Genomic DNA, 18,773 nt, shown 5'->3' on the forward strand with positions numbered 1-18,773 from the left:
TCGGGTCGGGGCGAGGAGCACGAGACCGAAGCCCTCGTCGAGGTCGCGCCGAGAGGGATGTCGCGCCGAGAGGAGATAGGTCGCACGTCCCGCGCAGGCCGGTCGCGCCGAGAGGAGGGGAATCGGCCGAGAGGAGGGCGATCGGCCCCGGCGAGTCCTCGTCTCAGCCGCGATTCACCTCACGTGACACGGAAGCCTCCCGCTTCCGGTCCCTGGACGAGGAGCGAAGCGACGAAGGGACGCGGCGCACCCGCCGACGCCGCGGGGCCCATCGAACGACGCGGCGCTGTCCGAATCCCGCTCCGCTCGGTGAACGATCGAGGGCCCCCGCTGCGCGAGGGCCCTCGATCGTTCGGTGGCAGGTGAGGGATTCGAACCCCCGAAGGCTAAGCCGGCTGATTTACAGTCAGATCCCTTTGGCCGCTTGGGTAACCTGCCAGGTGCGCACCCGCCCGGCTTTTCCAGTCGACCAAGGGCGCGATCTACGATGTTACCCGCTCCGGGCCGCGCGTCGAAATCCGTGCCACCGCACGGGTCGCGGCGGGATCAGGAGCCCGCGGGATCAACCTTCAGACCGGTCAGCGCGGACGGCAGCCGCAGCAGCGCGCCCTCGAACCGGCAGGTCGCCGCCGCCACCTCCATCGCCCGCTCGAGCAGCGTCGCCCAGGCCGCCTCCGTCGCCGGATGCTCCACGAGCAACGTCGACACCGCCGACGACAGCACCGCATCCCCCGCCCCCATCGTGTCGACGATCGGTGCGGGCGCCACCGCGATCGGGCGCGTCAGGGCGACGTCCGCGGTGGAGATGCCCGCGCCGCCCGCGCCGCGGGTGTGGAGCACGGCGGCCGCGCCGTCGGCGAGCAGCCGATCGCGGAGCCCGTCGAGCGAACCGCCGTACAAGAGCTCGGCGTCGTCCTCGCCGACCTTCACGAGATCGGCGCGGGACGCCAGGCGTTCGAACCCGCGCACGAACCGCTCTCGGTCGTGCATCGTCCCCTCCCGGGGGTTCGGGTCGATCGCGACGAGCCCCGCCGCATCCGCGAGGGCGTCGACGAGCTCCGCCGTCTGGGCCTCGTCGTCGAATGGGAAGCAGCTCACGACCGTGATCGCCGCGCCGACGATGGCCTCCCGCTCCTCGGCGCCGAAGCGGATGCGGCGCGCCCTGGCCGCCTCGTTGAACACGTAGACCGGCTCGCCGCCGGCGTCGCGGGTGCTCACCGCGCGCGACGATCCGAGCGCAGACTCCGTCTCGACCAGGTGCACCCCGAAGTCGTCGAGGTAGGAGCGGATGTGCTCACCCGCCTCGTCGTCGCCCACCATCGCGATCAGGGTCGTCGGAAACCCGAGCCTCGCGAGCCCCACCGCGACGTTCAGCGCCGCCCCGCCGACGAACTCGCGCACCCCGGTGTCGTCCCGCAGCTCATCGATGAGGGCATCGCCGATGACGACCACCCGTCCGGTCTCACCCATGCTCACTCCCCCTGCTCGCCGCGTACCCGGTCGACGAAGGCCTCGGCACGGTGCCTCGTCCCGTCGATGCGCCTGTCGACACTCGCGCGCACCTCGCTCGGCGCGAGCGGCGCCGCAAGCCTCACGTTCTCATGACACGACAGATCTGCACAGATGTACGTGCCGACGCTGTCGCCCTGCACGCCCGCATCCCCCGCCTTGCGCGCCGTGAAGAGCGACACCTGATCCGCGGGCTGCATCGTGTGGCAGACGTTGCACATCGCCGACCGCGCACGGCTCGTCGTCTCGGCCGCCCGCAGCACGACGCCGACCGGCCGTCCGGCCCGCTCGGTCACGAGGTACGCCCGCCCGCGGCTGCGCGGATCACGCCAGGCGAAGAAGTCGAGATGATCCCAGTCCGCCAGCACGAGATCGTGCGGCATGGTCGCCAGACGGCGCTCGTCGGCATCCGCGTTCACGAGAGCGGCGCGCAATTCATCCTCGGTCAGTGCCCGCATCCGCACATTCTATGAAGACCCGCGGGAACCGGCGACTCGGGATGCGGTCCCACACGCGCGCACTAGAATCTCGGCTATGGCTGACTCGAGTTTCGACATCGTCTCCAAGATCGACCAGCAGGAGGCGGACAACGCGCTGAACCAGGCCCGCAAGGAGGTCGAGCAGCGGTACGACTTCAAGGGAACCGACGCGTCGATCGAGTGGAGCGGCGAGTCCATCCTCATCAAGGCGGGCAGCGAGGAGCGCGCGAAGGCCGTGCTCGACGTGTTCCAGACGAAGCTCATCAAGCGCGGCATCTCGCTGAAGAGCCTGGAGTCGGGCGACCCGGTCGCCAGCGGCAAGGAGTACCGCATCACCTCCACGCTGAAGGAGGGCATCTCGCAGGAGAACGCGAAGAAGATCGGCAAGCTCCTTCGCGACGAGGGTCCCAAGTCGGTGAAGTCGCAGATCCAGGGCGACGAGGTGCGCGTGCAGTCGAAGAGCCGTGACGACCTGCAGGAGGCCCAGCGCCTGCTGAAGGCCGCCGACCTCGACGTCGACCTGCAGTTCGTCAACTACCGGTAGGACGCTCCTCCCCGCAGAGCGACGATGCGCCCGCCCCGCTCAGGTCAGCTGCAGCGACGTGAGGCAGGTGAGGTCGTCCGGACCGGTGGAGATGCCGATCTCGCCCGATCGCTCCCCGTCGCTCACCCGCAGCGTCGCGTCGATGTCGCTCGGAAGCCACAGTCCGACGTAGCCGTTGTCCTCGGCGATGACCGTCTCGTCGAACAGCACCGTGCCGTCGCTCGCCGTCACGGCGACCTCGAGGGTGCGACCGCCCAGCTCACCCCGACAGGTGGTCAGGCTGTGGAAGAAGCAGTCGTGCGTGCCGTCCACGTACGGGGCGACCGACAGGTGGAAGACCCCCGCCGGCATCGCCCGTTCCTCCTCCCCGTCGTCGTCGGCGAGCAGGAGACTGCCCGGGCGCACGGATGCGGTGAAGGCGGTCGGCTGCTCATCGACCGGGATGGCCTCGAGGGTGTCGACGATCTCGACGACCGACATCCCGTCCAGATCGGAGAGGGACCGGATGCTGCTCTGAGCGGCGGCGGTGTCCACCGGAGACGGGTCCGCGGCGGAGCACGCGACGAGACCGGGGGCGGCCAGCGCGACGAGCACGGCGCCGACCATCAGGAGACGGGAACGACGAGCCTTCATGTCGGCCATGCAAGCAGGACGGCGCAGACCTCGCACGGCGCGGAGCCGTGACTATTCGGTCGGGTACCCGTGTCCGTCGAGCGGCATCGCGCTCCCCCATCCGGTCCCGGGCGGATCCGTGCGCGTGCTGCTCCGCGTCCGGGCCGCGCCCACTGGAACACCGCGATGAGCGCGAGCGCGAGGCACACCGCGGTCGCCGCGAACGCGACACCCTACGCACCGGCGCACGGTCATGCCGACACATCCACCGGCCGAGCACGTCCAGGCGCACCCGCAGTACGCTCCCGATATGCCGTCCATCTGGGAGCTCCTCACCGACGCCGCCATCCCGGCGGTCGCGATCGTCGCGTCGACCTGGATCGCCGTTCGCCTGGCGCGGTCGGAGCGGCAGCAGGCCGCCGAGGCCCGGGCCGCGGAGCAGCGCGAGCTGACCGCCATGCGCGAGGCGGAGCGCCGCGCCGCGCAGACCGACCGGGAGAACGCGCGCCGCGACCGGATCATCGAGGAGCTCGTCGAGCTGTTCGCGATGCTCATCGCCGCTCCCCCGACCGCGGAGGATCTGCCGCCGACCATACGGGCCGTGCGCGCGAAGCTCCTGACCCTCGGCAGCGTCCCCTCGGCGAGCGCACTGGCCGACTGGGTCGGAGCCCGGACCCCGGATGCGGCGCCCGCCCGCGCGGCGGACGGCACGGAAACGGAAACGGACACACCCTCCGTCGCCGACTGGGCCGACGAGATGATCGGCACCATCACCGCATGGACACGGGGAGAGACCAGCGACGACGACCTCCGCGCGGGGGCCGCCGGCGAGCGCACGACGTAGCCCCCGGCTGACCCGAAAGTCCTCACGCTTCGTCTCGCTGCGCTCGCTCAGCGACCGGACTTTCGCACCCCACGGAGTGCCCCGTCAGGGGGCACGGAGAAGCTGATGCGAGAGTCTCGTCTTCGCGGTTCCTGAGCGAGGAGCGACGCTCCGAGACGAAGGGCAGCGATCGGGCTTTCGCACCCCACGGCGTCAGCGAAAGCGCGCCGTCGCCCAGTCGCGCATCACGGCGTAGGCATGGGCGCGCGGCTCCGGCGCCGAGAGGATCACGTCGTGGATCGCGCCGTCGATGCGCGCCACGGTGACGAGCGGGCCGATCCGCAGCGCGGCGCGGGCGATCTCGTCGACCACCAGCACCGAGTCAGTCTCGGTCATGCCCGGCAGCCACCGCACCGGCGGGGTCGATCGCGTCGAGAGCAGCACGAGCGCCGGGCACCCGACATCCGTCCCCGCGGCAATCTGCGCCTGCCCGGTCAGCACCGCGTGGAACCAGCCCGGATGCGTCGGGAAGCCCTGCGCCGGCCGCCAGTCCGGCCGGTACTCGGGCGTCGGGATCACCCCGAGCTCGGTCTGCGCACGCGTGTAGAACCCGAGGTCCACGACCGGGTGCTGTCCGAACGGCTGGAACCGTGCCCGTGCGCTGACCAGCGGCGCGATGGCCTGTCGGGCGAGCGCGCCGATCTGCAGCTCGAGCCACGGGCTGTTGAGGACGAGCGCGTCCGCGCGACCCGGATGCCGCGCCGTCCACAGTGTCAGCGTCAGCCCGCCCGTCGAATGGCCGAGGAGCACGAGGCGCCGGCCCGACCGCTCGAACGTGCGCATCGCGTCGAGGGCGAGCGCGATGTCCTCGTCGTACTCGTCGAGCGAGTCCGCGTAGCCGGGAGCCTCGCCCGGCCGCGTGCTGCGGCCGTACCGGTGCAGATCGAGCGCGTAGAACCGCGCGCCGAGACCGGTCCAGAACCGCGCAAGCTCGCGCTGGAAGAAGTAGTCCGACCATCCGTGCACGTAGAGCACGTCGACCTCGCGCAGCGGCCGCGTCCAGGCCACGACCGGACGCGGCAGGTGCCGCACGAGCGTCGCCACGAGGGGACTGTGCTCACCGGCGAGGGTGAGCGGCAGCGTGAGCTGCTCGAATCCCTCCCCCAGAAGATCAGGGACCCATCCGCCGCTCATGCGGTCAGCCTATTGCGGCACCCGTCCGAGAGCACGATCCCCGCTGTTGTGCACGGCCACGCGGCCGGATGCGGTCGTGCCCCGGGTTTGACCCTGCCCCCGGGGCAAGGTTGTTGACTGTGTCCATGACCCGCTCCCGACTCGTGCTCCCCCTCTATCTCGGCGCGGAGGGACTCTCGTTCCTCGGCAACGCGATGGTGGGGCTGCTGCTGCCGTGGCTCGTCATCGCCCGCACCGGCGATCCCGCGGCCGCCGCGCTCGTCGCCGCGGCCGCCGCGATCACGCAGGTCGCCGCCACCGCCGCCTCCGGACCGCTCATCGACCGCGTCGGCGCGAAGCCCCTGGCCGTGCTGGCGGACCTCGGCAGCACGGCCTCGGTCATCGCCCTCCTCGTGGTCGACCTGCTCTTCGGCCTGACGCTGCCGTGGATGCTGGCCCTCGCCGTGGCCGGCGCCGTCTTCGACGTGCCCGGGATGACCGCCCGCCAGACCCTGATGCCGCGCGTCGCCGAACGCTCGGGGGCGTCCCTCGACACCACCTCCGCGGCCCGCCAGAGCGTCTTCGGGCTGTCGTTCCTGCTCGGCCCCGCCGCCGCGGGGATGCTGCTGGCGGGACTCGGCACGGCCACGGCCCTGATGATCACGGGCGCGTGCACGCTGCTCGCCGCCGGGGCGACTCTCGCGATCCGGGTGCCGCGCATCGTCGCCGCCCCCGACGACCTCGGTCTCCGCGGGGTGTGGCGCACGATCCGCGGCACCCGGGTGATCGTGCGCCTGCTGGTGGTGGCGGCGATGTCGTCGTTCGTCACGGCGCCGCTGCTGAGCGTGCTGCTGCCCGCCCACTTCGCCGAGGCGGACCGCCCCGACCTGCTCGGCTACGTCTCCTCCGCGTTCGCGTTCGGCATCCTCGGCGGGTCGCTCCTCTACGCGGTCGTCACCAGGATCTCGCGCCGGTTCGCCTGGACCGTCGCGATCCTGCTGATGACCGCGGGACTCGGCACCCTCGGCTTCCTCGGACCGTTCGGGGCGCTCGCCACCGCCGCCGTGGTCGTCGGCGTCGGCAGCGGCCTGGTGAACCCGATGTTCGCGGTGGTCGTCGCCGAACGGGTCCCGCCGGGGCAGCTCGGCCGGGTGATGGCGCTCGCGAACGTCGCGGGCCTCGCCTCCGGACCCGCGGGCCTGGGACTCGCGGCGTTGATCCTGACCGGGGGATCCCTGCAGAGCCTCGCCTGGGCCATCACGATCGGCTGGGTCGCCGTCGCCGCGCTCAGCCTGTTCGGACCGAGTCTGCGCGATCTCGAGAGCCCTGGCGGCACCGGCACACCGCCCGTCGACAAGGCGCCCGCGCACCGCGCAGACTAGATCCCGTGCTCACGATCGGCCAGCTCGCCCGGTACGCCGGATGCACCGTGAAGGCCGTGCGCGTCTACCACGAGCGCGGCCTCCTCGCGGAGCCGAGGCGGGACGACGCCGGATACCGCCGCTACGACGCCCAGGCGGTCATCGACCTCGCCCGGATCGTCACGCTCGTCCGCGCCGGCGTCCCGCTGTCGCGCATCCCCACCATCCTCACCGCCGACGATCACGCGGCGGAGATCGCGCGCATCGACGCCGAGCTCGCCGACCGCATCTCGCAGCTGACCGAACGCCGGCGCCGTCTGGCGCACCTCGACGACCCCGACCGCCTCTGCCTCTCCCCCGCCGTGGTCGCGCACCTCGATCGCGTACGCGCGCTGGGCTTCTCCGAGCGCTACCTGCTGATCGAGCGCGACAGCTGGGTTCTCGGTGCGGCGATCGCGCCCGCCACGGTCGAACGCTACCTGCCCTCGCGCGTCGCGCTCATGGACGACGCGGAGTACGTGGAGATATCGCACGCCTTCGACGACGCCCTCGACTGGGGCCCGGACGATCCTCGCATCGAGTCGCTCGCCCGACGCACGGTCGCCGCCCTGGACAGGCTGGAAGGCGCCTTCCCGGAGCCGGATCCGGCCCTCGCACCGGCGGCCGAGTCCCTCCTCAACGACTTCCAGGGCGACGCGCCCGCCTGGGTCGCCATCCGCCGCCGCGTCGACGGGCTCCTCGACGGCCGAGCATGACCGCGTCGTTCGTCCACGTCCCGCCACGGTCCGGCGCGGCGGCGGTGCGGGCATCGGCCCGGCCGACACGACGGCGGGGATCCGGAACGACACACCGCATCCGGATGCAGCCGACCGGCGTGGCGGGCACGCTCCCCGCCGTCGTGCACGATCGAGCGACTACTCCCCGCGGGAGACGTTCACCATCTCGTCGCGCGGCACGACCTTGATGCGCGCCCGCTCGTGCGGCGCGCCGAGGGCGATCTCGTGCTCGTCGAGACGGTGCCAGCCGTCGAGGTCGGTCCAGCGGACACCGCGCTCGGCCAGCAGAGCGGGGATGGCATCCTCCGCCGGGTCCTCCGGCTGCCACCACGACCCCTGGTCGTTGATGACGTGACGCACGGTCTCCATCGCGTCGGACTTCGTGTGCCCGATGAGCCCCACGGGCCCGCGCTTGATCCAGCCGGTCGCGTAGACGCCCGGGACGATCTCGTTCGAGTCCGGCTGCAGCGCCTGGCCCTCGTGGTTCGGGATCACGCCGTGCCGCTCGTCGAAGGGCACGCCCGGCAGCGGCGAGCCGAAGTAGCCGACCGCACGGTACAGCTGCTGGATCGGCACCTCGCGAAGCTCCCCGGTGCCGACGACGCCCCCCTCGGCGTCGGGGCGCGTCCGCTCGTAGACGAGGGCCGCGACGCGGCCGTCGGCGTCCTTCTCGACCTCGACGGGCCTCGCCCAGAAGTGCAGATGCAGACGCCGCGACGCCTCGCCGCCGGCGTTGTTGACACCGGGGCGCTTGCGCCACGACTGCAGCACCCGGTCGATGACCATGATCTGCTTGTTGCTCGCGATCGCGTTCTGCGTCGCCTCGTCGTAGTCGAAGTCCTCGTCGTAGACGACCATGTCGACATCGCGCAGCTCGCCGAGCTCGCGCAGCTCGAGCGGCGTGAACTTCACCTGCGCGGGACCGCGGCGGCCGAACACGTGCACGTCGGTGATCCGCGACGCCTCGAGCCCGGCGTGCACGTTCTCCGGGATCTCGGTCGGGAGCAGGTCCACGGCGTGCTTGGCCAGCATCCGTGAGATGTCGAGGGCGACGTTGCCGTTGCCGATCACCGCCACCGACTCCGCGTCGAGCGGCCAGGTGCGCGGCACGTCGGGGTGGCCGTCGAACCAGCTGACGAAGTCGGCCGCGCCGTAGGACGACTCGGCGTCGATGCCGGGGATGTCGAGATCGGCGTCGCGGATCGCGCCGGTCGAGAAGATCACCGCGTTGTAGTGCCGCTTCAGGTCCTCGAGGGTGATGTCCTCGCCGAAGCGGACATTGCCGAAGAGGCGGATGTCGCCGCGGTCGAGCACGTCACGCAGCGCGGTGATGATGCCCTTGATGCGCGGATGATCGGGGGCGACGCCGTACCGCACCAGCCCGTAGGGGGCCGGGAGCTGCTCGAAGAGGTCGATCGACACGTCGAAGGCGCGCTCGGCCTTCAGCAGGATGTCGGCCGCGTAGATGCCCGCGGGCCCGGCGCCGACGATCGCCAGCCTCAGCTTGCTCATGGGTGTCCTTTCCTGGGTGCGGAGGGCGTGCGCGACGCCCGACCGCGACGGGGTGCGACTCAGCTGCTGCGGTCGGCGACCGCATCCGCGAATCGCGTCAGCGCCTCGCGCACGGGGCCGCGCGGCAGCGGCGCGAGCGCGGCGACCGCCTCGGCCGACCACCGATTCGCCAGACGCAGCGTCTCGTCGGTGGCGTCGTGCTCGCGGAGCTCGGCGAGGGGGCCGTCGAGCAATGCGGCGTCGGCACCGTCCGCGATCCGCGCCACGCCCTCGTCGATGCGGGCGAGCAGGTCGCGGGACGCCGCATCCGGCCGCACCGCGAGAAGCAGGTACGGCATGGTCGGGACGCCCGCGCGCAGATCGGTGCCGGGCACCTTGCCGGTCTCGGCGGGGTCGGCGGAGAGGTCGATGACGTCGTCGAGCAGCTGGAAGGCGACCCCGACCTTCTCGCCGAAGACCACCACCGGCTCGAGGTACTCCTCGGGGGCGTTCGAGAACAGCACCCCCGCCTGCGCGGCCGCCGCGATCAGCGAGCCGGTCTTGTCGGAGAGCACCTGCAGGTAGTACGCCACCGGGTCGGCGCCCTCGGGCGGGCCCACCGTCTCGTGCATCTGGCCGAGCACCAGCCGCTCGAACGTGTCGGCCTGCAGCCGGATCGCCCGCTCGCCGATGCGCGCCATGATCTGGCTGGCCCGGGAGAAGAGCAGGTCGCCGGTGAGGATGGCGATGTTGTTGCCCCACACCGAATGCGCGGCGGGCACTCCGCGGCGCTTGTCGGCGCCGTCCATCACGTCGTCGTGGTAGAGCGAGCCGAGGTGGGTGAGCTCGAGCGCCGAGGCACCGTCGACGACCTCGTCGGTGATGCCGTCGCCCAGCTGCGAGGTGAGGATCGTCAGCATCGGCCGCACGCGCTTGCCGCCGGCCTCGTACAGGTAGCGGCTGGCCGCATCCGCGACCCGGTCGGCGACGCGCAGCTCGTCGCCCAGCTGCGTCTCGACCCGGTCGAGTCCCTCCTCGACGGTCTTCCACAGACGACGCGAGGCGGGACCGGCGAAGACACGCTCGGTCAGGCCGAGTCTGCTCGCGAGGTGCGCACCAGGCGCGGAGGTACTCCGGGTCACGTACCCAGCCTACCCGCGGCAGCAACCGCCGGTTCCGGAGCGGGCCGGGGAACGACCGTGAACGAGCGGGCCCGGCGTGCGTCGAGGCGAGGCCCGTGGACGACAGGGCGAGGCCGTGGGCGCCGGGGCCGGATCGCGCGGACGCGACCGGAGCGATCCGCCCCTCCGGCCGCGCCCGCCCGCGATCAGGTGTACCAGGTCGGCTCCGGCACGTCGCCCAGGAGCGTGTGCCGGCCGATCTCGCGGAACTTGTACGCCACCGGGTCGTGCAGGCTGTGCGTGCGGAGGTTCCGCCAGTACAGGTCGAGCCCGACGCTGTTGGCGGTCGCGCGCGCTCCGGTCAGCTCGAAGATCTTCGAGGCGACCTCGAGCCCGTCCTCGACGATCCGCGCCTTCGCCGCGGCGATCCGCACCGCGACCTCGCCCCGGGCGCGCTCGGTCAGCTCCTCCCGCGGTGCGTGCAAGAGGGCGCCGATCTCGTCGCCGACGCGGTCGATGAGCGCCTCGTCGGCCCAGAGCGCGGATTGGAGCCGCCCGTACCCCTCGAGGATGTACCACTCGTCGGTCGCATGCTCCTTGTCGTCGCCGCCGTACGGCCAGGCCCGGGTCGTGTCACGCGTGTAGTGGGAGCCGCGCGTCAGCGCGCCCTGAGCGATGCCGAGGTAGAAGTTCGCGAAGACGAGCTGGATGGCAGGGACGTTCAGCGTGTTGTAGACCAGCGGCTGGTAGACCCGGTCGACGAATCCCGCAGCCGCCGACCAGGGCACCCGCACGTCGCGGATCTCGACCGAGCCGGACTCGGTGAGCCGCTGCCCGAGGCTGTCCCAGTCCCGCGCGAAGACGATGCCGTCCTGCGCCGTCGGCACGATCGCGAACACGTGGGTCTCGGTGCCGGCGAGCACTCCCTCCAGCACCGTCAGGTCGGAAACCACCCCGCCGGTCGAGAAGGACTTGCGGCCGGAGAAGACGAGCTCGTCGCCCTCCTCGCGGATTGTCAGATCGCTGTCGCGCGGATTGACCGCGCCGCCGAAGAGCAGGTCGTCGCGCGTGTACAGTTCCTCGACCGCCGCGATCTGGTCGTCGGTGCCGACCAGACGCACCGCCCACGCCCACAGGTAGTGGTAGCCCAGCAGCTGCCCGATCGAGCCGTCGCCGCGGGCGACCGCCCTGATCACGCGGTAGGCGGTCGGCCAGTCCTGGCCCGCTCCCCCGTGCTCGGTCGGCCCGAGCAGCGTCACCAGGCCCGCCGCCTTCAGAAGAGCCACCTCGCGTTCGGGTGCGGCACCCGCGCGGTCGCGCTCGAGCGCGTCCGCGGCGAGCACGTCGGCGACCTGCTCGGCGCGCGCGATCCATTGCTCGCTAGTCTGAGGTGGCGCTGCGTCCTGCCAGCGGTCCACAGCGGGATCGACGGTTGTCTGCGTCGTAAAGGACATGTCGTTCAACTCCGATCTTTTCTGTTGGGTGATATCGCCACCGGGTGCGGGGTCCAGCCGCATCCGGTCACGGTGAGAGAGCCTCAGACCGAGGCGGGGCGCAGCGCACCTTCGCGCTCGGCGCGGGCGTCCTCCTCCGCCTCGAGCTCGCGCACGAGCGGGATGACCGTCGTCCCGAACTCCTCGAGCTCCTCCTGGAAGTGCAGGAAGCCGAGCAGGAACAGATCCACGCCGCGGCGCTTGTACTCGATGATGCGCTCGGCGACCTGCTCGGGCGTGCCGATCAGCTGCGTGCGGAAGCCGTCGTTGTACTGCACGAGGTCCTCGAACGAGGAGTCGGCCCACATCCCCTTCCGGTCCGAGGTCGAGGGCCCGGCCTGCTGCACGGAGCGGCGGAACCCCTCGACCGAGGCGGCGTCGGCCTTGGCGATGATCTCCCGCAGCTGCTCCTGCGCCTCCTCGCGGCTGTCACGGACGATCGCGAAGCCGTTCAGGCCGAATCGCACGGTGCGACCGTGCTCGGCGGCGATGCCGGTGACCTCGTCGTACTGCTCGGTGAAGCCGTCGAAGTCCTTGCCGTTGGAGAAGTACCAGTCAGCGTGCGCGCCCCCGTTGAACCGGGCGGCCGTGGAGTTGCCGCCCTGGAAGATCTCCGGATGCGGACGCCCCTCGACCGGATACGGCCCCGGTCGCAGGGTGAAGTCGTTCACACGGTAGAAGTCGCCCGCGAACCGGAAGTCCTCCTGGGTCCACAGCCCGCGCAGCACCTCGATGAACTCCGCCGAGCGGCGGTAGCGCTCGTCGTGCTCGAGCCACGGGAGCCCGAGCTTCGTGTACTCGTCCTTGAACCATCCCGACACCACGTTCACGGCGGCGCGTCCGTGCGAGAACTGATCGGCCGTGAGGATGAACTTCGCGAGGACCGCCGGCTCCCAGAGCCCCGGGTGGACGGCGGCGATGACCTTGAGCCGCTCGGTCGCCAGCAGCAGCGCCAGGCTGGTCGAGGTCGACTCGTGCTGCTGCGCGGCGCCGTAGCTGGACAGGTAGCGCACCTGGCTGAGCGCGTACTCGAACCCGACGCGTTCGGCGGTCTGCGCCAGGCGGACGTTGTAGTCGTAGCTCCAATCGGTGCGCTGCTCGATGGTCGAGACGACGAGGCCCCCGCTGACGTTGGGGACCCAGTAGGCGAACTTCAGCGGTTCACGGCGGCCGATGTGCTGTTGCGTCACGATTCCTCCCGAGATGTACGTTGCGGCATACCGACCATGATGGGCGCCGTCCTCGCTCGGGCGAAGGATGTGTCGCACCGTGACCGATCCGGACGACGTGTGACGCGTACGATGGCCGCTGCGCCGGGGGAGTCGGGGCGCGGCGGCGGGCGCGACGTCGGGGACGCCGAACGGGAGAACCTTTTGCATGAGACGAGGTCGATCGGCCGGGACGAGGACCTCTATTCGGCGAGAGTCCTCGTCTCGGCCGATCCTCCTCGTCCCGTCGCTTCGCTCCTCGCTCAGGAACCGAAGAGGGGAGCGAGACGAAGCGTGAGGACTTTCGGGTCAGCTGCTCAGCGCCCCTGCGGGGCGCTCCGTGGGGTGGGGAAAGTCCAGGCAATGCGCCTGTTCAACCAGAACCGGGGCGGGGAGACTTTCGGGTCAGCGGCCGGGGTCGCTGACGACCGACGAAGGAAGCGAAATCTCCCCACTCCGGGGAGACTTTCGGGTCAGGACTGCGGGGCGCGGGCGCGGTGCAGGGCGACGATGCCGAAGCTCAGGTCGCGGAAGGCGACATCCGTCCAGCCCGCGTCGCGGATCCACGCGCTCAGCGTGCGCTGGTCGGGCCAGTCCTTGATCGACTCGTTCAGGTAGTCGTACGCCTCGGCGTTCGAGCTCACGCCCTTCGCCACGATCGGCAGGACCCGATCGTTGTAGAACCGGTAGAGACCGGCGAACAGCGGATGCTGCGGATGCGAGAACTCGCAGACGACCAGGCGTCCGCCGGGCTTGGTCACCCGGCGCATCTCGGCGAGCGCGGCGCGGGGGTCGTTGACGTTGCGCAGGCCGAACGAGATCGTGACGGCGTCGAACTCGGCGTCGGCGAAGGGGAGGGCGGTGGCGTCCGCCTCGACGAACGAGAGCCCCGGCACGCCGCCGTGGCGACGGGCGCCCTCCGCGATCATCCCCGGCGAGAAGTCCGCGGCGACGACCTCGGCGCCGCTGCGGGCGAGGGCGACCGAGCTCGCCCCGGTGCCCGCGGCGAGGTCGAGGATCCGCTGCCCTGGCCGCGGCGCGACCGCGCGCGTCGTCGCGATGCGCCAGAGCCGGTCGTTGCCGAGGCTCAGCACGGTGTTGGTGCGGTCGTAGTTCTGCGCGACCTGGTCGAACATGCCGCTCACCCGCTGCGGGTCCTTGCCGAGGTCGGCGCGATTGTGCTGTTCGCTCACCCGCCCAGCCTAAGCCCGGTCCGTGCGCACGACTCATGACATCCGATGGCGGCGCCCGGACGCGACCACAGGATGTCGGGCCGGGACCGCGGTCGCCGCCGGAGATGTCCTGAGACACGTAGGCGTCGACGACTCCGATCCGAGGTCAGCGGCCCCCGGTCCGCGGCCCGGGTCGGAGGCCTGCCCCGGGTCGGCAGGCGGCGAGGCGGACGGTCAGAGGGAGGCGAGACGGGCGAGCCAGCGCTCGGCGGTCGCGTCGTCGAACGGGGGCTGCGCGGCGCCCACCCGGCGTTCGAGCTCGAGGGCGAGGTCCTCGAGCCGCACGACGATGTCGCGCGGGTAGCCGTAGCGCACGCGGTGCTCGTCCCACTCGTCGCGGTCGTCGATGTAGAGGCCCCGTTCGTCGAGCGCGCGCACCACGTCGAGGTCCATGTCGATGCCCTCGATCGCGTAGGCGGGCACCGGCCGCCCGCCATCCGGAAGGACCCGGAGATCCCGCCCAGGGATCGTCGGGTCGGGCTCGGCCTCGGTCTCCGACCACCGCACGTCCCACGCGATGTCGATGTAGATCCGGATGCGGGGATGCGTCCCGTTGATCGTGCACGCATAGGCGCCGCCCGGCGGCACGAGCGTGACGTTCGGGCCGTCGGCGACCACGTCGCGGCCCGGTCGCGCGGAGCGCCATCCGTCCTGCTGGCCGACCCAGTCGCCCCACTCGTCGCTGCCGAGGTAGACGCTCTCGTGCACCCAGTGCGGCGAGCCGTCCCACTTGCGCCATCGGAAGGAGACGGGGGTCCCCACGGGCGGACGGAAGGATGCGGACGACACCTCGGACACGCCACCGAGTCTAGGCTTGTGTGGTGACCCGATCCGCTCCCGCGAGGCTTCTCGTCGAGACCCGCGAGATCGACCCGGTCGAGGACCTGCTCGCCTACACCGACCCGTCGCATCCGCTCGTGTGGCAGCGGCGCGGCGACGGTATGGCGGGGATCGGCGCCCCCGTCACGCTCGTCGGCGGCGGGCACGACGAGACGCTCGGCGAGCGCTGGCGCGCGATCGCCGAGCGCGCCGAGATCGACGACCCGCTCCGCATCCCCGGCACCGGCCTCGTGGGCTTCGGAGCCCTGACGTTCGATCGAGAGTCGTCGCACGCGAGCACGATCGTCGTCCCGGGCGTCGTCGTCGGCCGCCGGCACGGCCGCTCGTGGATCACCACGGCCCGCACCGCGGACGCCCCCGCCCCGGGCCCCCGCGCGATCGGCTACGGCCCGCACTGGTCGGCAACGCTCGGCCCCGGCTCGCTGAGCGCCGACGGCTACATGTCCGCCGTCCGCGACGGCCTCGCCGCGATCGCGGCGAGCGAGGTCAGCAAGGTCGTGCTCGCCCGCGACCTCGCCGGCACCGTGCCCGCCGGAGCCGATCTGCGGCGTCTCGTGCGCTCCCTCGCCTCGGGCTACCCCGACACGTGGGCGTTCGCGGTCGACGGGCTGATCGGCGCGAGCCCGGAGACCCTCGTGACCGTCGAGGAGGGCACCGTCACCGCGCGCGTGCTCGCCGGCACCGCCGCGCGCGGGGCGGATCCGGATGCGGACACCGCCGCGTCCCTCGCGCTCGCCACGAGCACGAAGGACCAGGACGAGCACCAGTTCGCGGTGCGCAGCGTGCTCGAGGCGCTCGGCGCGCACACGAGCGCCCTGCGCGCGAGCGAGCAGCCGTTCACGCTCAAGCTGCCGAACGTCTGGCACCTCGCGACCGACGTCGAGGGACGCCTGTCGGGCGCCGCATCCGCCCTGGACCTGGTGGCGGCTCTGCATCCGACCGCCGCCGTCGCAGGCACCCCGACGCCCCGCGCGATCGAGGTGATCCGCCGGCTCGAGCCGTTCGACCGCGGCCGGTACGCCGGGCCCGTGGGCTGGATCGACGCCGCCGGGTCCGGCGAGTGGGCGATCGCGCTGCGCTGCGCGCAGTTCGACCCGGGAGAGGCGGGCGAGCCCATTCCGCTCACGGCATACGCCGGTGCCGGGATCGTCGCGGGCAGCGACCCCGAGTCCGAGCTGCTCGAGACCCGGGTGAAGTTTCGCCCGATCGTCGACGCCCTCGCCTGAGCGCCGCCGCTGCGCCGGCTCATGGCCGCACCTCACCGACCCGCGAGACTGCACGCGAGCGCCGAGACCGTGGGGTTACCCCGCAGTCTCGGCGCGCCAGTGCAGTCTCGCGGCCCCTGGCCCCGGGGCCTTGCGACTCACAGCACGGGCGGGTCACACCACGGCACGGGCGGGTAAGGAGATGCCACGCGTCAGCGCGGGAGCGGGACCTCGATCAGCTGGCGGCCGCCGGCGGGAGCGGTGAGCGCCTGGTCGAGCGCGACACGGGTCGTGACGCGCTGGTACTCCCACCCGTAGGCGAGGGCGAGCTGCTCGAACCGGGCGGACTGGGGCGTGTACAGCACCCGCTCCATGGCATCGGCTCCGGCGACGCCCGCGACCTCGAGCCCATCGAAGATCGTGCCGCCTCCGTCGTTGCCGACGATGACCTGGATACGGGGCTCATCCTCGGCGCTCGGCAGCAGCAGCGCACCCACGTCGTGCAGCAGCGTCAGGTCGCCCAGCAGCACCCGGGTCAGGCCCGGGCGTCCGCCGGTCTGGCTCGCGATCGCCACGCCGAGGGCAGTGGCGATCGTTCCGTCGATGCCGGCGAGACCACGATTGGCGTGCACCGGCACCTTCTTGCCGCCGAGCACGCGGTCGGCGGTGCGCACGAGCCGCGACGACCCGAACACGAGCCGGTCGTGCGGCCACGTCGCCCGCCACACCGCATCGACGAGCGCCGCACGGTCGAGCGGGGCGCGGATCACCCGGAGCTCGGCCGAGATCGCGCCGAGACGCTGACCGGGCACGGCCGATGTCAGACCGTCGGCGTCGGGGGCGGGCGGGGTGAGATCGACGGATGCGGCGCGCGAGGCACGCATCCACGCCCCCAGCCACTCGCGGTCGACGGCGCCGGCGGCTACCGCGATCTCGTCGACCGCGGTCGTCGTGCCGTTCAGGTTCAGCGGCTCGCCGGGTCCGCGCAGCGCCACCACGTCGACGTCCTCGCGCGACAGCACGGCGGTGACCTCGCGGCTGAGCGTCGGATGGCCGAGCACCACCGCGCGTTCCACCCGCCCGCCGAGCCCGGGGTCGGCGAGCAGCTCGCGGTATCCGTGCACGAGGTGCCGGCCGAATCGCGCGCCGCTGACGATCTCGGCGACCAGCGGCCACCCGCCCTCGTGCGCGATGCGCTCGGCGTCGGCACCGGCATCCGCTCCGGCGATCACGATCGTGCGCGGCCCGCGGGCGAGCACGGTCGGGTCCTCGTCGGACTCGGCGGGCACATCGGACTCGCCGATGCCGCCGCCGCCCTGATAGAGCGCACCGGAAGCCGCCGGCTCGTCCGCATCCGCGGCCCCTGGTCGATGACCATCCGGGACGATGCGGAGGTTCCCGCCGAGGCCCGCAGCGTCCGCCTCAGCGGCCGGAACGGCATCGGCGACCACGGGCACGGCCGCCCACGGCGGCAGCTCGCCCGCGAGCGGCTCGCGGTACGGCAGGTTCAGGTGCGCGGGACCGGACGACCTCGTGCCCGATCCGAGCGCCGCATCGAACGCCTCGTCGGCGAGCACGCGCAGCATCGCGGTCTGCGGCGCCGTGCCGTCGGGATCGATCTCGTCGGGCACCGGAACGTCCGCCTCGAACCGCGTCGCCACGGTGAAGAGCCCCAGCTGCCGGGTGGTCTGGTTCGCGCCGACGCCGCGCAGCTCGGGCGGACGGTCGGCGGTCAGCAGCAGCATCGGCACCCCGGAGTGATGCGCCTCGAGCGCCGCCGGAAGCAGGTTCGCGACCGCCGTGCCGGAGGTGCAGACGACGATCGCGGGGATCCGCGACTCGCGGCCGATGCCGAGGGCGGTGAACCCCGCCACCCGCTCGTCGATGCGCACGTGGATGCGCACCGCGCCCCGGCGCTCGAACTCGGCCGCGACGAGCGCGAGCGCCTGCGAGCGCGAGCCCGGGCTCAGCACGATCTCGGTCGCACCCCGCTCGACCAGGCGCTGCAGCAGCGCGGCAGCGCCATCCGTCGCCGGTGCGCGACCGGCGGTGTCGGATCCGCTCATCTCAGCCGGTGCGGGTGTCGTCGTCGTCCGCGGGGCGGTGCGGCGCCGGCGGGTTCGGGTCGTCGTCCTCGGCGTCGAGCTGGGCGAGCTCCTCTTCGAGGCGGCGGATGCGCTCGTCCTGATCGCTGATCGAGCCGATCGTGCTGAGGAACTGCGGGTCGTCGTCGGGGGCGCGCCGTGCGGCGGCGGACGCCTTGCGGCCGCGGCCGACCACCAGCCACAGGATGCCGCCGACCACCGGGAGCAGCAGCACGATCACGATCCAGGCGCCCTTGCTGACACCGCGGTGCCTCGTCGGCGGCTGCAGCGCACAGTCGACGACGCTGTAGACCCAGAAGACGACGGCCACCAGCACCAGAATGAGCAGGAGCCTAGCCATGGACCCATCCTAGGCCGCGTGCCTGGGAGCCGGTCGGGCACCCGGGGGCCGCGGGGCGCGCACGTAGGATGAGGGGGTGAAGGCCCGTCCCGCGATCGTCTACTCGGTGCTGCGCGTCCTCGTGTTCCTCGTGCCGTTCGTCGTGCTGATGCTGTTCCCGGTGTTCCAGGAGCTCTACTGGCTCGCCGCGATCTTCGCGGCGTTGATCGGCCTCAGCCTGTCGCTGCTGTTCCTGCGCCGCCCGCTCGCCGAGGCGACGTCGGGACTCGGCCGCCCCCGCGAGCCCCGCGCCACGGCCGGGCAGGCGGATGCGGAGGCCGAGGACGCGGCCGCCGATGTCGCATCCGACCCGACGACCGACGATCCGCGCTGACCCGGAAGTCTCCCCGCCCCGGTTCTGTTGAACAGGCGCATTGCCTGGACTCTCCCCACCCCACGGCTGGACTTTCCCCACCCCACGG

Annotated in this window: 18 protein-coding genes and 1 tRNA gene; 6 read left to right on the top strand and 13 right to left on the bottom strand. The window is 72.2% G+C overall.

Features of this window, described 5'->3' with window-relative positions:
• Nucleotides 1-356: 356 nt before the first annotated feature.
• The 3 genes from GVL03_RS02325 to GVL03_RS02335 all read right to left on the bottom strand — a co-directional run bounded on the left by GVL03_RS02325 (nt 357) and on the right by GVL03_RS02335 (nt 1,967).
• A tRNA-Tyr gene (locus tag GVL03_RS02325) sits at nt 357-438 on the bottom strand.
• Between the two features lie 108 nt (nt 439-546).
• Complete coding sequence (locus GVL03_RS02330; RefSeq protein WP_159499102.1) at nt 547-1,470, bottom strand: PfkB family carbohydrate kinase; 924 nt, start codon at nt 1,468-1,470, stop codon at nt 547-549.
• A 2-nt stretch (nt 1,471-1,472) separates the two neighbouring features.
• Nucleotides 1,473-1,967 carry an FBP domain-containing protein gene (locus GVL03_RS02335; protein ID WP_159499104.1) on the bottom strand — a complete coding sequence of 165 codons (495 nt, stop codon included), beginning with the start codon at nt 1,965-1,967 and terminating at the stop codon, nt 1,473-1,475.
• Between the two features lie 76 nt (nt 1,968-2,043).
• Here GVL03_RS02335 and GVL03_RS02340 point away from each other — a divergent pair, with 76 nt between their 5' ends.
• The gene (locus GVL03_RS02340; RefSeq protein ID WP_159499106.1) at nt 2,044-2,532 is read left to right on the top strand and encodes a YajQ family cyclic di-GMP-binding protein; all 489 of its coding nucleotides are present in this window, start codon (nt 2,044-2,046) and stop codon (nt 2,530-2,532) included.
• Between the two features lie 39 nt (nt 2,533-2,571).
• Here GVL03_RS02340 and GVL03_RS02345 read toward each other — a convergent pair whose 3' ends face one another.
• On the bottom strand, nt 2,572-3,165 hold the full coding sequence (locus GVL03_RS02345) for a CueP family metal-binding protein (RefSeq protein ID WP_200847027.1): 594 nt from the start codon (nt 3,163-3,165) through the stop codon (nt 2,572-2,574).
• A 289-nt stretch (nt 3,166-3,454) separates the two neighbouring features.
• Between GVL03_RS02345 and GVL03_RS02350 the strand changes: the two genes are divergently transcribed.
• Nucleotides 3,455-3,988 carry a hypothetical protein gene (locus GVL03_RS02350; RefSeq protein WP_159499108.1) on the top strand — a complete coding sequence of 178 codons (534 nt, stop codon included), beginning with the start codon at nt 3,455-3,457 and terminating at the stop codon, nt 3,986-3,988.
• 192 nt (nt 3,989-4,180) lie between these two features.
• Here the strand turns inward: GVL03_RS02350 and GVL03_RS02355 are convergent, their stop codons facing one another.
• Nucleotides 4,181-5,161 (bottom strand): alpha/beta hydrolase, encoded by a 981-nt coding sequence (locus GVL03_RS02355; protein WP_159499110.1) that lies wholly within the window; start codon nt 5,159-5,161, stop codon nt 4,181-4,183.
• Nucleotides 5,162-5,286: 125 nt separating this feature from the next.
• Between GVL03_RS02355 and GVL03_RS02360 the strand changes: the two genes are divergently transcribed.
• A complete protein-coding gene (locus GVL03_RS02360; RefSeq protein ID WP_159499112.1) occupies nt 5,287-6,522 on the top strand; it encodes an MFS transporter in 1,236 nt (411 codons plus the stop codon).
• A gap of 5 nt (nt 6,523-6,527) precedes the next feature.
• Nucleotides 6,528-7,256, top strand: coding sequence for a MerR family transcriptional regulator (locus GVL03_RS02365; protein WP_159499114.1), 729 nt, complete (start codon nt 6,528-6,530; stop codon nt 7,254-7,256).
• Nucleotides 7,257-7,415: 159 nt separating this feature from the next.
• Here the strand turns inward: GVL03_RS02365 and GVL03_RS02370 are convergent, their stop codons facing one another.
• The 6 genes from GVL03_RS02370 to GVL03_RS02395 all read right to left on the bottom strand — a co-directional run bounded on the left by GVL03_RS02370 (nt 7,416) and on the right by GVL03_RS02395 (nt 14,620).
• Nucleotides 7,416-8,789 (bottom strand): FAD-dependent oxidoreductase, encoded by a 1,374-nt coding sequence (locus GVL03_RS02370; protein WP_159499116.1) that lies wholly within the window; start codon nt 8,787-8,789, stop codon nt 7,416-7,418.
• 59 nt (nt 8,790-8,848) lie between these two features.
• The gene (locus tag GVL03_RS02375) at nt 8,849-9,910 is read right to left on the bottom strand and encodes a polyprenyl synthetase family protein (protein ID WP_159499118.1); all 1,062 of its coding nucleotides are present in this window, start codon (nt 9,908-9,910) and stop codon (nt 8,849-8,851) included.
• A 185-nt stretch (nt 9,911-10,095) separates the two neighbouring features.
• Nucleotides 10,096-11,343 (bottom strand): acyl-CoA dehydrogenase family protein, encoded by a 1,248-nt coding sequence (locus GVL03_RS02380; protein WP_159499120.1) that lies wholly within the window; start codon nt 11,341-11,343, stop codon nt 10,096-10,098.
• An 83-nt stretch (nt 11,344-11,426) separates the two neighbouring features.
• Nucleotides 11,427-12,572 carry a dimethylsulfone monooxygenase SfnG gene (gene sfnG / locus GVL03_RS02385; protein ID WP_235037983.1) on the bottom strand — a complete coding sequence of 382 codons (1,146 nt, stop codon included), beginning with the start codon at nt 12,570-12,572 and terminating at the stop codon, nt 11,427-11,429.
• A 491-nt stretch (nt 12,573-13,063) separates the two neighbouring features.
• Nucleotides 13,064-13,783, bottom strand: a complete 720-nt coding sequence (locus GVL03_RS02390) for a demethylmenaquinone methyltransferase (protein WP_159499122.1) — start codon at nt 13,781-13,783, stop codon at nt 13,064-13,066.
• Nucleotides 13,784-13,996: 213 nt separating this feature from the next.
• On the bottom strand, nt 13,997-14,620 hold the full coding sequence (locus GVL03_RS02395) for a hypothetical protein (RefSeq protein WP_235037984.1): 624 nt from the start codon (nt 14,618-14,620) through the stop codon (nt 13,997-13,999).
• A 23-nt stretch (nt 14,621-14,643) separates the two neighbouring features.
• Between GVL03_RS02395 and GVL03_RS02400 the strand changes: the two genes are divergently transcribed.
• Nucleotides 14,644-15,888, top strand: a complete 1,245-nt coding sequence (locus GVL03_RS02400) for an isochorismate synthase MenF (RefSeq protein ID WP_200847029.1) — start codon at nt 14,644-14,646, stop codon at nt 15,886-15,888.
• A gap of 191 nt (nt 15,889-16,079) precedes the next feature.
• Here GVL03_RS02400 and menD read toward each other — a convergent pair whose 3' ends face one another.
• Together menD and GVL03_RS02410 are read right to left on the bottom strand one after the other, a co-directional pair.
• A complete protein-coding gene (gene menD, locus GVL03_RS02405) occupies nt 16,080-17,933 on the bottom strand; it encodes a 2-succinyl-5-enolpyruvyl-6-hydroxy-3-cyclohexene-1-carboxylic-acid synthase (RefSeq protein WP_159499124.1) in 1,854 nt (617 codons plus the stop codon).
• Between the two features lies 1 nt (nt 17,934).
• The gene (locus GVL03_RS02410; protein WP_159499126.1) at nt 17,935-18,312 is read right to left on the bottom strand and encodes a PLD nuclease N-terminal domain-containing protein; all 378 of its coding nucleotides are present in this window, start codon (nt 18,310-18,312) and stop codon (nt 17,935-17,937) included.
• Between the two features lie 76 nt (nt 18,313-18,388).
• On the opposite strand from GVL03_RS02410, the gene GVL03_RS02415 reads away from it, so the two are divergent.
• Nucleotides 18,389-18,685, top strand: coding sequence for a DUF4229 domain-containing protein (locus tag GVL03_RS02415; protein WP_159499128.1), 297 nt, complete (start codon nt 18,389-18,391; stop codon nt 18,683-18,685).
• The last annotated feature ends 88 nt before the right edge of the window (nt 18,686-18,773 follow it).

Origin of the sequence: Microbacterium sp. 18062, from assembly GCF_902706225.1 — a bacterium.
GTDB lineage: Bacteria > Actinomycetota > Actinomycetes > Actinomycetales > Microbacteriaceae > Microbacterium.

Excerpts from the sequence above, each read along its gene's own strand:
- GVL03_RS02345 (WP_200847027.1), bottom strand. The coding sequence starts at position 3,165 with ATGAAGGCTCGTCGTTCCCGTCTCCTGATGGTCGGCGCCGTGCTCGTC.
- GVL03_RS02380 (WP_159499120.1), bottom strand. The coding sequence starts at position 11,343 with ATGTCCTTTACGACGCAGACAACCGTCGATCCCGCTGTGGACCGCTGG.
- GVL03_RS02360 (WP_159499112.1), top strand. The coding sequence starts at position 5,287 with ATGACCCGCTCCCGACTCGTGCTCCCCCTCTATCTCGGCGCGGAGGGA.
- GVL03_RS02370 (WP_159499116.1), bottom strand. The coding sequence starts at position 8,789 with ATGAGCAAGCTGAGGCTGGCGATCGTCGGCGCCGGGCCCGCGGGCATC.
- GVL03_RS02340 (WP_159499106.1), top strand. The coding sequence starts at position 2,044 with ATGGCTGACTCGAGTTTCGACATCGTCTCCAAGATCGACCAGCAGGAG.
- GVL03_RS02330 (WP_159499102.1), bottom strand. The coding sequence starts at position 1,470 with ATGGGTGAGACCGGACGGGTGGTCGTCATCGGCGATGCCCTCATCGAT.
- menD (WP_159499124.1), bottom strand. The coding sequence starts at position 17,933 with ATGAGCGGATCCGACACCGCCGGTCGCGCACCGGCGACGGATGGCGCT.
- GVL03_RS02410 (WP_159499126.1), bottom strand. The coding sequence starts at position 18,312 with ATGGCTAGGCTCCTGCTCATTCTGGTGCTGGTGGCCGTCGTCTTCTGG.
- GVL03_RS02355 (WP_159499110.1), bottom strand. The coding sequence starts at position 5,161 with ATGAGCGGCGGATGGGTCCCTGATCTTCTGGGGGAGGGATTCGAGCAG.
- GVL03_RS02335 (WP_159499104.1), bottom strand. The coding sequence starts at position 1,967 with ATGCGGGCACTGACCGAGGATGAATTGCGCGCCGCTCTCGTGAACGCG.
- GVL03_RS02350 (WP_159499108.1), top strand. The coding sequence starts at position 3,455 with ATGCCGTCCATCTGGGAGCTCCTCACCGACGCCGCCATCCCGGCGGTC.